Annotated in this window: 27 protein-coding genes; 14 read left to right on the top strand and 13 right to left on the bottom strand. The window is 38.7% G+C overall.

Annotation, left to right across the window (positions count from 1 at the left end):
- Window positions 1-2 precede the first annotated feature (2 nt).
- From ACFIKQ_RS04145 to ACFIKQ_RS04135, 3 genes are read right to left on the bottom strand one after another with little or no spacing between them, the layout of a single operon-like run.
- The gene (locus tag ACFIKQ_RS04145; RefSeq protein ID WP_375652922.1) at window positions 3-2057 is read right to left on the bottom strand and encodes a portal protein; all 2055 of its coding nucleotides are present in this window, start codon (window positions 2055-2057) and stop codon (window positions 3-5) included.
- On the bottom strand, window positions 2042-3367 hold the full coding sequence (locus tag ACFIKQ_RS04140) for a PBSX family phage terminase large subunit (protein ID WP_375656028.1): 1326 nt from the start codon (window positions 3365-3367) through the stop codon (window positions 2042-2044). The genes ACFIKQ_RS04145 and ACFIKQ_RS04140 overlap by 16 nt, the downstream gene beginning before the upstream one ends.
- The gene (locus ACFIKQ_RS04135; protein WP_015856329.1) at window positions 3348-3662 is read right to left on the bottom strand and encodes a hypothetical protein; all 315 of its coding nucleotides are present in this window, start codon (window positions 3660-3662) and stop codon (window positions 3348-3350) included. Before ACFIKQ_RS04135 ends, ACFIKQ_RS04140 begins: the two co-directional genes overlap by 20 nt.
- A gap of 310 nt (window positions 3663-3972) precedes the next feature.
- On the opposite strand from ACFIKQ_RS04135, the gene ACFIKQ_RS04130 reads away from it, so the two are divergent.
- Both ACFIKQ_RS04130 and ACFIKQ_RS04125 read left to right on the top strand, forming a co-directional pair.
- On the top strand, window positions 3973-4584 hold the full coding sequence (locus ACFIKQ_RS04130; RefSeq protein ID WP_375656027.1) for a hypothetical protein: 612 nt from the start codon (window positions 3973-3975) through the stop codon (window positions 4582-4584).
- Window positions 4585-4616: 32 nt separating this feature from the next.
- Window positions 4617-4913 carry a hypothetical protein gene (locus ACFIKQ_RS04125; protein ID WP_375636702.1) on the top strand — a complete coding sequence of 99 codons (297 nt, stop codon included), beginning with the start codon at window positions 4617-4619 and terminating at the stop codon, window positions 4911-4913.
- Between the two features lie 192 nt (window positions 4914-5105).
- Here ACFIKQ_RS04125 and ACFIKQ_RS04120 read toward each other — a convergent pair whose 3' ends face one another.
- The 4 genes from ACFIKQ_RS04120 to ssb all read right to left on the bottom strand — a co-directional run bounded on the left by ACFIKQ_RS04120 (window position 5106) and on the right by ssb (window position 6783).
- A complete protein-coding gene (locus tag ACFIKQ_RS04120; RefSeq protein WP_375636703.1) occupies window positions 5106-5438 on the bottom strand; it encodes a type II toxin-antitoxin system PemK/MazF family toxin in 333 nt (110 codons plus the stop codon).
- Window positions 5438-5695 (bottom strand): AbrB/MazE/SpoVT family DNA-binding domain-containing protein, encoded by a 258-nt coding sequence (locus tag ACFIKQ_RS04115; RefSeq protein ID WP_375624257.1) that lies wholly within the window; start codon window positions 5693-5695, stop codon window positions 5438-5440. The genes ACFIKQ_RS04120 and ACFIKQ_RS04115 overlap by 1 nt, the downstream gene beginning before the upstream one ends.
- Window positions 5696-5791: 96 nt before the next feature.
- Entirely contained in the window at window positions 5792-6286 is a 495-nt protein-coding gene (locus ACFIKQ_RS04110; RefSeq protein ID WP_375656026.1) for a hypothetical protein, read from the bottom strand.
- A gap of 53 nt (window positions 6287-6339) precedes the next feature.
- A complete protein-coding gene (gene ssb / locus ACFIKQ_RS04105; protein WP_375656025.1) occupies window positions 6340-6783 on the bottom strand; it encodes a single-stranded DNA-binding protein in 444 nt (147 codons plus the stop codon).
- A gap of 188 nt (window positions 6784-6971) precedes the next feature.
- On the opposite strand from ssb, the gene ACFIKQ_RS04100 reads away from it, so the two are divergent.
- Both ACFIKQ_RS04100 and ACFIKQ_RS04095 read left to right on the top strand, forming a co-directional pair.
- On the top strand, window positions 6972-7253 hold the full coding sequence (locus tag ACFIKQ_RS04100) for a type II toxin-antitoxin system RelE/ParE family toxin (RefSeq protein ID WP_375656024.1): 282 nt from the start codon (window positions 6972-6974) through the stop codon (window positions 7251-7253).
- A 16-nt stretch (window positions 7254-7269) separates the two neighbouring features.
- Window positions 7270-7563, top strand: a complete 294-nt coding sequence (locus ACFIKQ_RS04095) for a HigA family addiction module antitoxin (protein WP_004856691.1) — start codon at window positions 7270-7272, stop codon at window positions 7561-7563.
- A 49-nt stretch (window positions 7564-7612) separates the two neighbouring features.
- Here the strand turns inward: ACFIKQ_RS04095 and ACFIKQ_RS04090 are convergent, their stop codons facing one another.
- The 4 genes from ACFIKQ_RS04090 to ACFIKQ_RS04075 form a co-directional block, all read right to left on the bottom strand.
- Window positions 7613-7939, bottom strand: coding sequence for a hypothetical protein (locus ACFIKQ_RS04090; RefSeq protein ID WP_375656023.1), 327 nt, complete (start codon window positions 7937-7939; stop codon window positions 7613-7615).
- 156 nt (window positions 7940-8095) lie between these two features.
- Window positions 8096-8614 (bottom strand): hypothetical protein, encoded by a 519-nt coding sequence (locus ACFIKQ_RS04085; protein WP_375656022.1) that lies wholly within the window; start codon window positions 8612-8614, stop codon window positions 8096-8098.
- Window positions 8556-9626: a DUF1376 domain-containing protein gene (locus tag ACFIKQ_RS04080; protein ID WP_375656021.1), complete on the bottom strand. Its 1071-nt coding sequence runs from the start codon at window positions 9624-9626 to the stop codon at window positions 8556-8558. The genes ACFIKQ_RS04085 and ACFIKQ_RS04080 overlap by 59 nt, the downstream gene beginning before the upstream one ends.
- 124 nt (window positions 9627-9750) lie before the next feature.
- Window positions 9751-10002 carry a helix-turn-helix transcriptional regulator gene (locus ACFIKQ_RS04075; RefSeq protein ID WP_317992695.1) on the bottom strand — a complete coding sequence of 84 codons (252 nt, stop codon included), beginning with the start codon at window positions 10000-10002 and terminating at the stop codon, window positions 9751-9753.
- Between the two features lie 109 nt (window positions 10003-10111).
- On the opposite strand from ACFIKQ_RS04075, the gene ACFIKQ_RS04070 reads away from it, so the two are divergent.
- From ACFIKQ_RS04070 to ACFIKQ_RS04025, 10 genes are all read left to right on the top strand, one after another.
- Window positions 10112-10729 (top strand): XRE family transcriptional regulator, encoded by a 618-nt coding sequence (locus ACFIKQ_RS04070; protein WP_015856319.1) that lies wholly within the window; start codon window positions 10112-10114, stop codon window positions 10727-10729.
- A gap of 157 nt (window positions 10730-10886) precedes the next feature.
- Entirely contained in the window at window positions 10887-11261 is a 375-nt protein-coding gene (locus ACFIKQ_RS04065; RefSeq protein ID WP_375656019.1) for a hypothetical protein, read from the top strand.
- Window positions 11262-11327: 66 nt separating this feature from the next.
- Entirely contained in the window at window positions 11328-11690 is a 363-nt protein-coding gene (locus tag ACFIKQ_RS04060; RefSeq protein ID WP_375656017.1) for an antA/AntB antirepressor family protein, read from the top strand.
- A 14-nt stretch (window positions 11691-11704) separates the two neighbouring features.
- Window positions 11705-12433: a Rha family transcriptional regulator gene (locus ACFIKQ_RS04055; RefSeq protein ID WP_375656042.1), complete on the top strand. Its 729-nt coding sequence runs from the start codon at window positions 11705-11707 to the stop codon at window positions 12431-12433.
- A 142-nt stretch (window positions 12434-12575) separates the two neighbouring features.
- Window positions 12576-13370 carry an ERF family protein gene (locus tag ACFIKQ_RS04050; RefSeq protein WP_375656015.1) on the top strand — a complete coding sequence of 265 codons (795 nt, stop codon included), beginning with the start codon at window positions 12576-12578 and terminating at the stop codon, window positions 13368-13370.
- A gap of 1 nt (window position 13371) precedes the next feature.
- A complete protein-coding gene (locus tag ACFIKQ_RS04045) occupies window positions 13372-13995 on the top strand; it encodes a lambda exonuclease family protein (protein WP_375656013.1) in 624 nt (207 codons plus the stop codon).
- Window positions 13996-14064: 69 nt separating this feature from the next.
- Window positions 14065-14553 carry a DUF488 family protein gene (locus ACFIKQ_RS04040; protein WP_015856313.1) on the top strand — a complete coding sequence of 163 codons (489 nt, stop codon included), beginning with the start codon at window positions 14065-14067 and terminating at the stop codon, window positions 14551-14553.
- A gap of 132 nt (window positions 14554-14685) precedes the next feature.
- Window positions 14686-15129 (top strand): hypothetical protein, encoded by a 444-nt coding sequence (locus tag ACFIKQ_RS04035; RefSeq protein WP_375656011.1) that lies wholly within the window; start codon window positions 14686-14688, stop codon window positions 15127-15129.
- 75 nt (window positions 15130-15204) lie between these two features.
- Entirely contained in the window at window positions 15205-15453 is a 249-nt protein-coding gene (locus tag ACFIKQ_RS04030; protein WP_015857131.1) for a hypothetical protein, read from the top strand.
- 2 nt (window positions 15454-15455) lie between these two features.
- On the top strand, window positions 15456-16496 hold the full coding sequence (locus tag ACFIKQ_RS04025) for a tyrosine-type recombinase/integrase (protein ID WP_375652851.1): 1041 nt from the start codon (window positions 15456-15458) through the stop codon (window positions 16494-16496).
- A 56-nt stretch (window positions 16497-16552) separates the two neighbouring features.
- On the opposite strand, the gene ACFIKQ_RS04020 is transcribed toward ACFIKQ_RS04025, so the two are convergent.
- Together ACFIKQ_RS04020 and ACFIKQ_RS04015 are read right to left on the bottom strand one after the other, a co-directional pair.
- Window positions 16553-16852 (bottom strand): HigA family addiction module antitoxin, encoded by a 300-nt coding sequence (locus tag ACFIKQ_RS04020; protein ID WP_026500666.1) that lies wholly within the window; start codon window positions 16850-16852, stop codon window positions 16553-16555.
- A gap of 18 nt (window positions 16853-16870) precedes the next feature.
- On the bottom strand, window positions 16871-17152 hold the full coding sequence (locus tag ACFIKQ_RS04015) for a type II toxin-antitoxin system RelE/ParE family toxin (RefSeq protein ID WP_004865366.1): 282 nt from the start codon (window positions 17150-17152) through the stop codon (window positions 16871-16873).
- Window positions 17153-17216: the final 64 nt, after the last annotated feature.

The raw sequence follows: 17216 nt of genomic DNA, 5'->3' as shown, positions 1-17216 counted from the left end.
CTTCAATGTGCTATTATATTTTTTGTCAAAACTCGATAGTGTTCCAACTGTGCCTGTAAAGCTTTGCGTTCTAAATCACGCTGCGCTATCTCATTTTTTGCCTGTTGCAATTCAAGCTGCATCCGCGCTTGTTCTTGTTTCAAGAAAAGTTCGATATTTTTCTGCTGCAATGCCGCTTGTTTCTGCTGCGCATCAAGTTGATAGAGTGTGCTCTTTGCTTGTGCTTCTTGCTGTAAAACAGCAATCTTTGCTTGTTGCTCTGGAGTTAATTGCGCCCCTTGACTTTGTTGCATCATTTGCTGTTGCTGTTGTTCTTGTTGTGCTTGCTGCGCCTTTGCGGTTAAACTTGCCACAAGTGTTGCCGGTAGTGGGGAAAGCTTTAAAAGATCTGGAATCATCTCCGGTGTTAAGAAACCACCAAGCAACGGCAACATCTGCGTAATTGCCGCAAAAGTTTTCTCTTTTTCATTGGGGCTTGTCGGTGAATCATCAACAATAATGTCATACTCAAGCGTCGTAACAGCTTCACGCGTCAACGGCACATATTGGGCATTCTCTTGTCCAGAAATACGTACCAGACGCCCATCAGAGAGATAATTCTGAATGAGATAAAGGATAATCTTTCCCTGCCTACACCGATAAAGCTTGAGATTATCAAACAGCCCCGCAAGCAAATTAAGCGTTGATTGCCGGCGTGTATTTTCCAGCACATTGGCTTGGTTGACCTCCCGTGTTCCAATAAACTCGGCCGATAACCCTGTTACATGCGTTATCGCTTCACGCGATTCATTAAACAGCTGGAAAAAACCATTGGGAAATTGTGCACTTGGCTTTGGTTGAATTTTCCCTCCTGTAAGCGCACCATTTTTAACCCAAGTAATCGTATCCGTTCGCGCCCAGCTTTCCATGGCTTGGCGATCATCATCGAAAGCGCCTCGTTCTGCCATCAAGCCGCCCTTAGACTGGCTATTAAGGATATACATCACTTGGCTAAAATATTTATTCGACCATTTTTGTGGGTCTTTTGCGGGGCGAACAATCCCGTAAAACTGGTTTTTAAGCTTATCCAGCGTGCCCGTGATACACTCCCACCCAAGTTGCCCATCAGGTGCTAATGGCTTATCTGGCTTTGCTAAAAGACGTCGTCCCAGAAAAGCGCGTCTCACCACTTTTTTATTAAAACACACCCCTTGTAGTTGTGGCATTACCCTTTGAAGCTGTTCAAACTCCCGTTTGCTATAGTTGCGCATCTGACCTGTTTGAAGGTCAGGCGCCTTGTAAGTGGTCTCATATTCAAACCAACGGCATTCAACCAGCGTAACATAGCGTTTCCCAGAACACGGCTCTGAGAGAGAAGACGCATTGGAGTCATCATGATACGCATCAAGCGACACATGAGAATCCTCAGAAGCGGTTGTACTATCGATAGCCCAATCGGCGTTAAGATCTTCAACAGCAACATCAGGAAAAAGACTTTTAGCATCCTCAACGGATTTGCGATCAACATACCACATACGCTGTGCGTCAATGAGATTTGGTCTTACAGCATTGGCATCCCAAACCATTTTTAAGGGATCTAAACGTTGAACAGCAGGTATCCCTTCGGGATCTGTATCATAATCAAGCCGCGTATCTGTCCAGCCCATACCGCAAATAACCATATCCTGAAAAGCATCGGAATCGGCATATTCCGCCTCTGCCTCATCACGAAACCATTCTGCTGCTCCAGTAAGCAATTCATTGGGTATTGCTGCTCCCATTTGCCGTGGTTGAAACTGTACTTCGCGCTTATTATTACGCTCCGCCCCAACAATAGCATTCACAAGGGGTGCAATGCGGTTAAAAGTCATGACAGGACGGCGTTGCTCTTTTAAAACCGCAAGATCTTCCTCTGCCCATTGACGACCATTATAAAAATCAAAATCTTCACGCGCCTGTTCACGCCATTCATTAACATGTTCAATATCTTCTGCGTACCAAGACTTTAAACGCTTATAGATTTCATATTCATCGAGGATTGTCGTTTTTTGAAAGTCTTGATCTAGAATGCCATCCATGATGCCGCTTCTCTTTCCATAGTGCAATAACGCTCTTGCTTGGGTTTGACACTGGGTGCTTCATAGACAATGCACATTAAACCAAAGGCATCCGCCCCATGGCTCGACCAATCATGCTCTGCACCCAAACCAATGCCGCGCTTCTCATCCCATTTCTCGTGATACCAATTCAGTGCTTTGCGCCCTGCTACCGTCATCTCTTCATTGAACCAAACAGACGGCAAAATACGCCGCACCGCCTCTATACGCATTTTCACAGCGCCTGCCCCTTGATTAGGGATCACTTGCGTTTCAAAACCCGCATCATTTAAAGCACTCTCAAAACTCACATTGTGCACACGGTCTCTGGTCGCACCATCATGGGGCAAAACCATCAATGCTTTCTCATAGCCATTTTGACGCAACCAGCCTATATGCTCTGATAACGGCTGTCCCTGTGCTTCATAATAATTAAGCACTCTGATCTCTCTACCAACAAATTGCGCTATCCATATCGCTGTTGCATCTGCCTTAGCACCCGTGCCCCCAATGTCCCAAAAGGCGCGTATCTGCATCAAGGGGTCACGAGCAACACGCCCTATCCGCCCCTCTTGCTCGGCTGCCAACATTTCCTTTTGATAATAAGCGCCTTGAACCGCTTTCAGATAATCCCCTTCCCAGATATGCTTATAGGTCTCTGGACGGTTTCTCAGATCATCCAATCGCGCTTCATTCAAAATCTTCGGAAACTTCGGATTGTCTGACCAGTTGATCTCAACACGCTTGATTGCCTCATTGTCTGAAAAGCGAAACCGCTTCTCAACGGGAGCATTCTCTCGCAATGGATTCCATGTCACCCATAACTCTGCCCGCCATCCTTCTCCTTCTTCTCGCAAAGTCGGTATAAGCGTTTGCCAAGCTGTCTCTGTAACGGGCTCTGCCTCATCAACCCAACAAAGCAAAATACGCCCCATGGATTTGATACTTGCAATATTCCGGTCAAGACCAGAAAACTGAAAGGCTATACGACCATCTATAGACTTAATCGACGACTCCCCAACCTTGTAATAGTCCTTTAAAAAGTCATGCGCTTCAATGGCACGTTTAATCTCCTCCAATGAACTTTCTGCTAGCGAGTTTTGAAACTGCCGTGCACAAAGGATAGTGCCTGATATCCCTTCCCTACCAAATTGATAGCCTTTTAAAGCAGCCATCAAGGCAAATGATCTTGTCTTTCCAGACCCTCTTCCTCCCCAAGCCGCTCGCACCAAAGCCTTACCTGTAAAAATCGGTATAAGCTTTGGAACAATATTAATCTGTCGTGTTGTCATTGACCAAAGGCGCGATTTCTACACGCGTTATCATCTTAATGGCTCCCCCATCTTCCCCTGTCACTTGAAGAGGCAAAATCTTCCCCAACAATGCCAAATAAGCAGCGGGGCATTTGATTGCCTGTTTTTCGAGATAAGAGATCAAACCATCATCACCATATTTCTTACCAGCGCGCTCTGCTGCCTTAAGCACTGCTTCTTTCAAAATACGTGTCGTTTTATTTGGCACGCCTTTTACCCGCCCTTGACCTGCCTTTGGGGGCGTTCTTTTTGCAAGTTTTTCAGTGGTTTTCATGTGTGTTTCTTTTTGTAAACAAGACAATAAAAAAAACCCCGCAAAAGCAGGGCTCTGAACAATCATATAAACTTATAAGAAAGGTTATACCTTTACCGTAATTCTAGACGCAATTCGACTAGTACAGCAACGCCATAAAACACTATTTTTCATATCCTGTCAACAAAAAAAATCACTATATTGTGTATTTTTTATCTTTTTCACCTAAATCTAGTGTCTTTAACAACCAACCACTCAAAATTGTATCATCTAAACGAATCAATTATACGGAAGCACAAAGTTATTGATTAGCAAAAAGCGGGGGGCATTAATGTTATTTCTCAAAAAAGCAGATTTATGCAGAATTAAAAAGACATTTACAAAAATATTTGTATTCAAAAAGAACATATTAACGATTGCGTTTTTTATGGCATATCTTTTGCTAACGGCACATGGTTATGCCAGTATAAATGAATTATTTTGTTCTAAAATAATTGAAAAACTGAACCTAGAAAAAGATGCAAAAGAAAATGCGGAAAGGGGATGGAATGACACACAGAAGTTTCTAGAAATTACCCTCAATGAGTGGGAAACAATAGCTCAAGAACAGGATGCCCTGACTATAAAACTACTCAATATGAGTCCAAGACAGGATCAACAAAAGAATTATGGATTGTACACTATAATTCATACACGAAATAAAGCAATCAAAGCAAGACATGAGACAATACAATCCATTTTTAGCCTTGTTCAAAAGCGGCACATAGTGCTTCAAGCCATGGCAAAAGCATCTAAGTCTAAGCACACATCTGATGTGTTGAATTATGAGGCACAATTTTTTGAACTTCATCAGAATATTGAAAAAGTAAATAACATGATTGATGCACTAAGCAATGAAATTGATAAGATGGATCACCTTATTAAGAAAACTCTTAATCTTTAATATATACTTAAACTCCAGCCATAAAAGAAATAATGAATTATTTATCAGCAAAAAAAATAAGTTACTTATTAATCATAGTAATCAGTGTGCTTTTTCTTACCAACTGCGGACAAAAATCAGATGCAGATGAGAACCGCATTCCAAATAACCTAGCTGATGCAGTTGATATGTTTGATGTTGGTCCTCGAAATTTATATGATCTTCCAAACGAAGTGCTCGAAAAATTTGATATTAATCGATACAATCTATGTAAAATGTTAAAACAGCAACATAAAGATTACTATGGTTATGATAAATTTCAAGATGTTGATTGTAATAGCTATAAGTGAAGAATAAAAATACTAAAAATCATAAAACAAAACAAATACTTCATATCTTTCTTATTTTTAGAAACAAAAAGAGGCACTTCTGCGTACAATAGAATGAATTATTTTCCTTAGTCTTTTACAAGGCGTTATACAGAGAAACGTTTCACGTCACATTGCTTACTTTAGCATCGTTCTTAAAGATGCATAAAAAAACTATGTTAGAAATGTTGATAGCTTGGCAAGCACTTCATTCATAATCATGGGGGGAACTGTTTCCATTTTCCTTCCCTGACGCGCTGCTATATCGAGAGCTCGTGGTTGATCACAACGTATCACACCTGTAGTATGTAATCCTGTTCCTGCTAATGAAACAGCAAACCCTGCGGTTCTCGCAAAATTTCCTCCACTTGTAATAGGTAAGACAATTGGTGTTTTTGTGACACGATTAAACGCCTCCGGTGACACAACCAGTACAGGACGCGTTCCTTTTTGCTCATAACCAGAAGTTGGGTCAAGCGATACAAACCAAATTTCGCCCCGCTTCATTACAAGAGCTCTCTGCCAACAGGTTTGGCATCAAACCACTCCATATCACCATCCGCAAAATCATCTGAAGGATTACATTGCGCTAACAATTCTTCAAGAGTATAGCTAGGGAATGCCTGTGGTTTTACAACCAATTGTCCATTGTCAATAGCCAAACCCACTTGCGTGTTTTCAGAAAGATGAAGAACATCAAGCAATGCGGGCGGTATAGAGAGCATAACAGACCCTCCAACTTTACGTAATTTTGTTGTGTGCATAAAACACTCCCTTTAATATTATATAAAAATATAACATTCTAATGCATATTCTTCAAGAGCTTTTCATGCTTTTATGGAAAAAGAACAATAAAACATTTACCATTTAGTTTTTCTGTCAAAATATTTATGAAGCGCGTTAAGAGCGACCCGCAATGAATTCACAAGATGTGGTAATGTTTGGTCTTCGACAACAATATATTGTATTGCTGCATAAAGATTATACTGTCTATAGAGATGTTGTGTTTCTTTTATCGCCTCTTGCATATTAGAAAACTGTTCTGTTGTAAATTCAACCCATTTTTCTCTTGCTTTGTCATCAGAAGATGATGGTATTTCATCATAAACAGCGCTTGGTAAACCTTTTGCACACAAATAGTCATTTTTCACTTCAAGATATTTTTGCGCAGCATCATACTGGTCTTGAGTAAGCACGCCTTGCAAACACAGCCGCCCAACATAAGTACCAGCAAGCGGATTTTTAGCCTCTTCAATCGTCAAACCAAAGCGTTTGGCACGCATTTCAATTGCCAATTGATTAACAGGATCTTGACGTACTTTCACTTGTGAAATGTAAGCATCTTTCTTTTTCATACATCCCCTAATCTGTGGAAGCCCACATGTTTCTCTTTGCCATATTTTATCAATCAAAATGGTATGCTGTCATTAAGAGATGTACTATGATCAGCAGCACCTGAAGCGATAGCATAATTTTGAGAAGTAATAGATGAAGGGGCAGATTGCTCTTTCTTTGTATCAAGCAAATACAACTCGCCTTTGTATTGTGGCAAGACAATCTCTGTTGTGTAACGGTCATGCCCATTTTTATCTTGCCATTTGCGTGTCTGTAATTTTCCTTCTATGTAAACCTTTGAACCTTTGTTTAGATATTGAAGTGCAATTTTTGCTAAATGTGGATTAAAAATCACCACGGAATGCCATTCTATTTTCTCTACTTTTTGATGAGTATTTTTATCCGTATAGCTTTCAGAAGTTGCCATACGAAAATTGACCACCTCAGCTCCAGAATTCATTGTTTTGCTTTCGGGATCAGCACCTAAACGCCCGATTAACATCACTTTATTTAGCATGTTTTTCTTACCTTAAATTTGTATTTTAATACATACAAAATCCTAGCATGATTTGCATATTTTTTCAATTATTTCAAAAGGATATTATTGTTTTTTAACATATAAAATTATCTCTTAAAGCGCTCTTTGATAAATAATCAATTGACATAAATGCATGGTGTATAGTATCAAGTATCAAGAGGGTATATATGGCAATCGTTAGTTTTAAGCATAAAGGGTTGAAATTATTCTTTGAAAGAGGAGTCTTCAAAGGCATACAACCCGCGCATGCTAAAAAATTAGCAAACATTTTAGTAATTTTAGATACAATATCCGCGCCTGAACAAGTTACTCTTAAATCGTATCGTCTACATGCGCTTACGGGCGATTTAAAAGGTTACTGGTCAATGCGTGTCAATGGAAATTGGCGTGTTACCTTTCGTTTCATTGGGACAGACGTTGAACTGGTTGATTATCAAGATTACCATTGAGTTTTGAGGTGTTATTATGATGTACAATCCTCCACACCCTGGCGGCATTTTGAAAGAAGAATTGCTTGATGAATTAGGGTTAACAGTAACAGAAGCTGCAAATCGTCTTGGCGTTGCACGTTTAACTTTATCCCGCGTCTTAAACTGCCATGCAGCGATTAGCATTAATTTAGCTTTACGGTTAGAAAAAGCGGGTTTAAATGATGCGGAATTCTGGCTTAAATTGCAACAAAAGCATGATTTGTGGCAAGCTCGGCATAACAGCCCAATCCCACATATTTCACCTTTAGAGCAAGTAGGGCATCTTTAAAAAGACTTAGTCCATCTTTCTTCATACCTAGAGGTCATATTCTTTAAAATCAAGCAACTTCTGATAGTTTTTTTACGCCTTTATTGATCTCGTCTATAAGAGGTTCGTAATTGAGAACGCTTTTCGGAATAGCACCACCGTAAACCCATGCTTTCACTTGCGCTTTGGTACTAAAATCCGCATTTTCTGGTGTGGTATAATACTGTCCGCCATCAAACTTTTCACACTCTCTTGTGCCATCTTCATATTCATAGAGGTTGTAAAAATACTCCTCTGCTCCGTCCCCCCAAGGAACATAACCAACAGCTGTTGCAACAAACTCTTTTTTCATTGGCTGTTTACGCTTTTTTAAGAACAGGTCTTTTAATATTCTCATGTTTTTAGTCCATAATTTTACCAATTGGTCTATTTACCTTAAATTTGACCATACAGAGCGTTTTGTACTGCAGATATGGTTTTCATCGTAAAATCTTTAAATCGCTTTGTATGGTACCTTTTTATCGATTTAAATACATATCCAATCCCAAAATGATCAGCACTTTTCACTACTTTGCTGTGGACCAAAGCGTTTCATTATCCCACCAATGCCATTTAAAGTCTCTTCAAGCTCTTGCTTGTGAACAAGCGTTATAGGCGTTGAATACTCTTTCGCTGCTTGTTCTTTCAACTCCTTTTCACGGAATCTCAAAACAGCATTGCGTACAAAATTGGCTTTTCTCAAAAGATCGTTTTCCAAATCACGACACAACCTGACAAGTTCACGCGTGCTCGGAAAAAACGTATCGGATAAACAATTTATTTCATCACATAAAATCCGTTTGACCACTGTCATCAGTGACCATGCAGAGACATTTTCCAAAACCATTCCATAGGTCAACGCCATTCCCTCATGGTCTGATTGTTGTGCTATTTTCAAACCACACGACAGCATGCGAATAGCTTTTGCTATATCCTCTTTACCTGCTTTCACTGCGAAGAGCTCTTGCAATTGATCACCAGCCTCTAAAGCAATCGATTCCTGCTGTTTCGTTAATTGGCTGCCTTCCTTCAAAATAAATGGACCTCTCAGGGGTATCATCGCATGAATGTGCTTCAAAGTACCCTCGATTTCCGATATCAAGGAGACTGTCTGCGATACGTTCCCCAATGCTTTTTTGCTTTTGAGTGTAATTTCCATTGTTTCCACCATTGTTGTTCGTGTTTTTTGTTTTTTCTAAATCCTCGATAGCCTTTCGCACCCAGTTTCTCCACGTTGCTTGCCAATCGATTTTGGTTGCATTTGCTCCGGTTTTTGAACGCCAATAATCTCGAAACTTTGCGATTTCGACTTTGACTCGCTCTGCCGGCAAGCCCTCTTCGATTGCAAAATCGTAATCGGGTTCAAAATCCGTAGGCAATCGACAACCGCGATTAGCTTGCGCTCGTTTTGCTTTTTGGGAAACGTTCTCTTGCTCGTGAATGGGAGGTTGGTTGTCTGATGATGTTGTGATTTGCTCTGATGTGGTCTCAACAGCAGCAACCTCAGTTGGCTCATCAACCAAATCGATTGTTTCTAAACTTTCAGAACCAATTTCTTTTTTTGCTAAAACGATAGTTTTAGTTTTTTTATGTATATTCTTATTCTGGTTCTTTATAGCTTGATTTTGCTTAGCATTTGCTTCATTTTGCTTAGCATTTGCTTCAGCAAAATTATTAACATGTTGTTTTGTATTATTTTTTGCTTGTGCACCTTTTTTACCAGCCTCACTACGAACTTGCGATATGTGCTCTTTTTTATCAGCAAAATCGTTTAGCTCTTCTTCAACGCGCGTATTCCACAACCCATTATCTGTCTCAACAAGTTTATTATTTCTCATGAGATATTCGACAATAGCTGCAAATTTTTTCTGCGAACAATGACAAACGCGTGCAAGCGTTTGAAAATCTGTTTTAAGTGGTTCTTTTTTTTCATACATGCAAACGAGAAGGGTTATATAAACCCCCCGTTGTTCAGATGTCATTCCATTTGTACCACTTATCCAGTCATACAAATGGAATCTTATCCATGGCATACCATTAGACATGCGCATCCCCTTCTTTCTTTAAATATAAATTAGTGATCATAATCCCCCCTTAAGGCTGTTGCGTATTTATGCGTGCGCATGGTGGCGCGTAATCTATTAATTTGATCTCTTTATTTTTGCCTGTTTAAGAGTGTGAATGGTGCTGTTGATGTTCATTATTATCTGTAGGAGAAGTAGTAAAAGCAGGCATAGGGCTAGAACTATCCTTCAACTTTTGCAGCTTGAGATAATTTATTACGGAGATAGATCCTCTTTTTTCCCACTTGCAAACAGCTGCTTGAGTTACACCAAGCATTTTCGCCATTTCTGATTGTGTCCAATTAAATTTGCCCCGTATTGACTTAGTCAAATTCTTAAAATCTTCTCGTTGATCCATTTACAAGCTCCAATTACAGCTTTGTCTTATTTTATTCATATAATTATAGTTATATAAAGTCAATGAAAATTATCTTTATCAACGATAAAAAAATAAGGTAAGCAGAAGTATGAGTAATAAATCTAATATCATAAGCACATTAAAAAAGATTTTGACCGAGTTTAACTTAACGCAAGAAGATGTAGCCAAACGGCTAAACGTAACACAAGCTTCAGTGTCTAAGTGGTTAAAAGATTCTGATCCACGCGGCTCTAATCGAGATGCCATTTTAGAATTATATAAAGAACTAAAAGGGGATAATCACTTCACAACTTTTGTTCCTCTTATGGGGTATATAGGAGCAGGAACACAGATAGATCCAAGTTTTGAACAAATCCCTGAAGATGGTCTTGAACAAGTAGAAATTCCTTTTGCTTTACCTGATGATATGGTTGCTTTTGAAGTTAAAGGAGATTCTATGATTCCAGCCTATAAAGATGGAGATATGGTTATCGTAAGACGGCGCCAAATTAAAACAATAGAATCCTTTTTTGGCAAAGAAGCCGTTATTTTAACACATGATAATAAAAGATATATAAAGCAGATTAGCAGGGGAATGAATGGTGAAATAGATCTGCTTTCTTGGAATGCCTTACCTATTAAGAATGTTAAAATTGTGTGGGTTGGAGAGATATTTGCTATTTTGCCAATAAGTTCTTACAGCAAGATGATTCGGACTTATCGCTAATTATCCTCCCCTCTTATTCAGCAAGATATTATAATATTTTTTATAAAAAATATAACTTTTTATAATTTTTTGCTTGATATTTTATAATTATAGTTATATAAGTAATTATACAAACCACGCACAAACAATTGCCAAGAGGCGTTAGGGAGGAGAAATTATGGAAAATCCAATTCTTATAAATTCCAATGAAATTTTATTAGTTGCCTACGATAAAGATCAACACATTGCAGAGTCTGGACCACTTGATGCAAGCCAAATTCTAAGCATTGTTGATGAGGTAGATGATGCAATCCAAATCTTTCGTATAAATCCTTCTGAGAATAATTGTGAAGATATCTCTGAAGAAATTGCAGAAGCATATGTAAAAGAAAATATCGAACATCTCCATGAGGATAGTAAAGTTCATGACTTTGTACGTGAAAGTGATGCTTACCACGATCTTTTATCTGATTTAGCAGACGAAAAATATAATGATGAGATTTACGGTACCTACGAACAACAACACCGTTTGCGTCCTTGTGATGTGCTTTAAAAATTCTGAAGGGCGCTTTTAAAAGCGCCTCCCCTTTTCCCATCAATAATTGATTAGAGTAAACTTATGAACACACATGATAATCATATTCATAGTGAAGGATATCTCACGCCTGAAAACGAGGTAGACAACAAAATCGGTTATGTCCAAATGGTCAATGCCCATGTAATGCATAGGTACTTACATTTGAAACAAGATTTTTCCACTTGGTTTAATGATTGTGTTGAAAAGCTTGATCTAAAAGAAGGCATGGATTTTGTTTTTACAAAACAAGAATGGAACAGACAGAAGATTTGTCCAAAATCTGAAATAGAAACAGATAAAACCGATAATCATTATTTCAAAATTCACGCAGCAAGGAAAATTGCTCAAGCAGAACGTCATAGAAACTATGGCAGAATATTATATCAAACCTTGTGTTTTTCTTAATTAAGGGGGTGATGATGCGAAACTTTATTACAATACCTGAAAACAATTTTCAAAACACAACTGTTCCAACCATGTCTAGTCGTGAAATTGCAGAGTTATGCGGTAAGCAACATGCGCATATTATGCGTGATATTCGACAAATGTTAGGAGAATTATATCCTGAAGGGGGTCAATCCAAATTTGGATCCACCTATTTAGATAAACAGGGTAAGACCCAAAACTGTTACAACCTTCCTAAACGTGAATGCCTTATCTTAGTTTCGGGTTACAGCATGACATTACGTGCTAGGATTATAGACCGTTGGCAAGAATTGGAAAAGCAAGCAGTAACACCACAAATCGACTACTCAAGTCCAAAGGCTATGATTGGCTTTTTGAATTACCTACAAGGTCAAATAGATCAAAAAGACACCATCATTGAAGATTTAACACCAAAGGCAATGGCTCTTGAAAGCTTACAGCGTCATGACGGACTCTTCGGTCTTACAGAAGCCGCTAAAATACTCGAGATGCAACCAAAACAGTTCATTCTCTTCTTACAGAAAAAAGGTTGGGTTTACCGGCGTGCAGCAGGTGGAAATTTGCTTCCTTATCAAGACAAAATCCAAAAGAAACTTATGGATTGTCCAACCATCACACTTCAAACCGCAAGTGGAATAGAAAAAGTCATTCCTTGCGCAAAAATCACAGCAAAAGGAATTGGTGTGCTGTCTCAAGAGCTTAAAAGACAAAGCATGCATTAAGAGCAACAATCATGGAAAAGAAATACGAACGACTAATCTTATAGTATCTCTATAAGCCGTTTCTAACCACACAAACAACCATTTTAAACATAAGCGTGATTCACGCCACGGGGGAATTGCGCTCAAATAGGAGGAAATCAAGATGAGTGAACAAAACACTAACCTAACAGAAATTGAAGAAACGCATCACTTAGCGGTTAAACAAACTGCTATGGAACGTATTTTAAACAGAGCCTTAGAAAATGACGTCGATATGGACCGTCTTGAGCGTCTCATTGCCTTACGAGAAAAAGAAATAGAACGACAAAACTACGAAAGATTTGCCAGTGATCTTTCGAATATGCAAACGGAATATCAAAAAATACAAAAAAACTCTACAAACACCCATACAAACAGCCAATATGCAACCCTTGACCAGTACATTGATGCTGTAAAGAAGCCTCTTGCAAAACACCGTTTTGCTTTGTTTTCTCGTATCAAAGAACAGAGTTCAGACAATATAATTATAGAAATGACTTTGACGCATCCGTCTGGAAATAAAATCTCAACAGAAGGAAAGTTTCCTTATGACACGAAAGGATGCAAGTCAAATATACAATCGGTTGGTTCTGCAATCACATACGCACGCAGATATCTGTTAGGCATGCTTCTTAATGTCGTGAGTGAAGATGATGATACGGATGGGAACACACCTATTAAAAAGGCTTTTCCACAACAGATCAATGAAATCAGAAGACTCATAGTACAAACCCAAGCAGAAGAAGAAAAAATACTTGCTCATTTCGACGTCAAAAAGCTTGACGATATGTCTGAAGGACAAGCACAAACGGTATTGCATCTTTTGAAAAAGAAACAAAACAAGCAAAAGGTGGAAACAGATTCTACTATACAAGATGCCGATATAGCAACGCCACAAGAGCAACAAACGGCGGTGTGAGATGAAACAAAGAACAGCAGAATGGTTTCAAGCAAGGCTAGGAAAAGTCACTGCTTCAAACGTTTACAACATACTCAGTAAGACAGCAAAAGGTTTGCCTACAAGCAAATATGAAGACTACAAAACGAAACTCATGGCAGAACGCTTAATAGAGGAAATAAGCCAATCTTATACAACACCTGCTATGCAATGGGGCATTGAACATGAAGAGAATGCCTTGAGAGAATATGAATTCATTTATGACGCAGAAGTCACAAGATGCGGTTTTATTTCACACCCAAAAATGGAAATGGCTGGTGCAAGTCCTGATGGGTTCATTGGAGAGGACGGTTTAATCGAAGTCAAATGTCCACAATCAACGACTCATCTTCGTTTTTTTATTTATGACGAAATCAAGCCTGAATATATCGCACAAATGCAATTCCAAATGGCTTGTACAGGACGAAAATGGTGTGATTTCATTAGCTATAATCCAAACTTTGTAGGCAAATCTACTGGTTTGAGAATGAAAGTCAAACGCGTCCTCCGTGATGAGAAATACATTGAAGAGATTAATAAAGCGGTCGAAATCTTTTTAGGGGAAATAGAACAAGAGATGCAAAAGATTTTGGCAAAAGCTGCTTAAACCTATGGGGGTGCTCTCTCCTTCTCCTCTTGCTTAAGCACCCCCACCCATTTACCAAGGAAATTAAACGTGTGTAACACCAAACATATTATCATACAGCCTGCTAAAGATGAGGAATTTTGTTTTTTTACCATTGGCTATGAAGGTAGGTCCCTTGAGAATTATCTTAGTTGTCTCATAGAAAACAATATCAAAACTTTATGTGATGTTCGTAAAAATCCAATAAGTAGAAAACAGGGATTTTCGAAAAGACAATTAGAGCAAGCTGTAAGCAACATTGATATTGAATATATGCATATGCCTGAACTTGGAATTACTTCTGAAAAACGAAGAAATTTGAAAACACAAAAAGATTATGACCGCCTTTTTGAAGATTATCAAAATACAACTCTCAAGAATAATTCTTGTGCAATAAATAAATTATATCAAATTTTTTTAAATAAAAAGCGTGTTGCAATCACCTGTTTTGAAGCCAATGTATGCATGTGCCATAGAGGACAACTCGCATTAGCTCTTACTCAATTGCCTGATTGGAAATATGAAATTGAACACATCTAAAAAATAAACTTACAAACTTTTTACATATGGGGGTGCTCTCTCCTCCCAGCACCCCCGCCCTTTCCTAACAACTTTTAAGTAATGCATGATTCACGCTACGGGTGGATTGTGCGCAAATCAAGGAAATAAATCATGGAAAAGAAATATGAACTTACTGATGAAACAATTGAAGTTGATGGATTTACGCTTCACCGAATTAGAGCATTAAGAGATTTTGGTGGCGTCAAGAAAGGTAACCTTGGGGGCTTTATAGAGGATGAGGACAACCTAAGTCATGAAGCCGACTGTTGGGTTAGTAATGAAGCTATGGTTTATTGTGGTGCCGAAGTTTACGACAGCGCTAAAGTGTTTGGTAACGCGAAAGTTGCTTATTTTGCACGCGTTTATGGCAATGCACAAGTTTATGATAACGCAAAAGTATATGGGGGGGATATTTTTGGGGACGCACAAATTTACAAATATGCAATTATTGATGGTAATCCAAGAATTTATGGCGACGCACAAATTTATGCCGATTACAAAATTGTTTACAAGGAAAAGACAGAAAACTTAACAGGGGACGACGTTCCTTTCTAGCAACACAAACAAACTTTTAACACCAGCGTGATTCACGCCACGGGAGAATTACATCTAAAATGAAGGGGAATAAACATGCCACACCGCCCACCTACTATCACGCAACCAGCTATTGCTCGTGCTTTAAGAGAAGCTAAAAAACAAGGATGTGAACTCATAGAAATCAAACCTACAGGAGAATTATTAATTCATATCAATAAAACCATAACACCAACAACGACAGATAATACTTATAGCATTGACGATTTTCCACCGCTTGAAAATGAACAAGAAGACTACGAGACCAGCAAAAGCTGCCCCTCTGTCGACGGTATAAAGTTTTAGCCATGCCAAAACGCCGTCCACCGCATCTTGTTCGTGAACGTACACGCCATGGTAAAGTTATATGGTATGTACGTATTGGTCATGGACCACGGTTTCGGATTGAAGGAACCTATGGAACGCAAGAATTTGTTGACAATTATACGCTGGCTATTAAACAAGCGCAAAATGGCTCCTCCAAAACAAAGAGGCGTACCAGACTCACAGAAGGGTCTTTCGATTGGTTGTTGCATCAGTATTTACAAAGCATGCAATGGCATAATCAATCAGAATCTACTAAAAAAGTTAAATATCGAATTCTGAATAATGTTTCTAAACATATCGGTGATCGTGCATATAAAAGCATAAACAAACAACACATTCTTGACGCAGTAGAAAGAAGACGAGAGACTCCCGCGGCGGCAAGACATTTTTTAACGGCTTTAAATGGTCTTTTCAATTGGGCAGTTGATAACGATCTTTTAAATAGAAATCCTGCTTTTAATATAAAGCCGCCAAAATCCTTTAACGCAGAAGGATTCATACCATGGTTAGAAGAAGATATTGATAAATATTATTACCGTTGGTCACATGGTACACATGAACGTGTATGGATTGACGTCCTTTTATATACAGGTTTACGTCGTGGTGATGCCGTTCGTATCGGCTGGAAAGATATCACAACAGATAATATTATTCATTTAAAAACAGAAAAGAGCCAATTTAAAACAGATGTTTTTCTCCCGATTTTGCCTGAACTTGCAGAAACACTTAAAATTGGACCTATTGGAGATGAAACATTTATTTGCGGTAAAGAAGGTAAAAAACTGACCAAAGAAAGTTTTGGTAATCTGTTTCGTAAAGCTTGTAATGCAGCAGGTATTAAAAAATCAGCGCACGGATTGCGAAAATTAGCAGCAACACGTGCAGCCAATGCTGGTGCGACAGTTTCGCAAATGAAAGCGCTTTTTGGCTGGACAGAAGATAACATGGCATCCCTCTATACCAAAACAGCCGACAGAAAACGACTTGCAATAGAAGCAATCAAAAAACTTCAAAAAAGTTAGGACAATGAGTGGCTGCTAAAAAACAAACTAAAGCCCCGTCAAAATTATGAATGAAATTAATGCGGCATTTGAGGTGCATCAGAAACCAGAGGAGAAATAGGTGGTTGTGTCTGTTGCATTGTTTGCCATAAATTATAATTCGTTTGCATATCCAGCCAAAATTTTGCTTTACTAAAACCAGCTAATTCTAATTTCACTGCAAGTTCGGTACTCATAGAGGCATGTCCGTTAATCACTCTTGATAGAGAAGCTCTTGTCATATGGAGATGATCAGCTAACTTTTGTATTGTTATCCCCATTTCTTCTAAGAAAGCTACTTTTAGAACTTCGCCCGGATGTGCGGGGTTATGCATCATTTGTTTTCGTTCCTTTCATCAATGGTAATCTTGATAATCAACAAGCTCCACATCTGTTCCTATAAAGCGAAAAGTAACACGCCAATTTCCATTCACCCATATAGAATAGTATCCTGTAAGTTCACCTTTAAGAGGATGCATTTTAAAGGCAGGCGCTTTCAACATTTCAGGCGTCGTAGCACTTGTTAAAGCCGTCAAGATAACGCGTAATTTTTTCACGTGATCTGATTGAATAGCTTTTGTAGAACCTGTTGTATAAAATAATTTTAAGCCCTTATGTTTGAAACTCACAATTGCCATTACCGCCCCTTATCGTATATCGTCACTATACGATCAATAAAAATAAGAGTCAAGCGCCCTGCTA

Source organism: Bartonella sp. MR63HLJHH, assembly GCF_042194155.1.
Classification (GTDB): Bacteria; Pseudomonadota; Alphaproteobacteria; order Rhizobiales; family Rhizobiaceae; genus Bartonella; species Bartonella grahamii.
The sequence above is the reverse complement of the archived record's forward strand: the minus strand, read 5'-3'. Positions and strand labels throughout refer to the sequence as shown.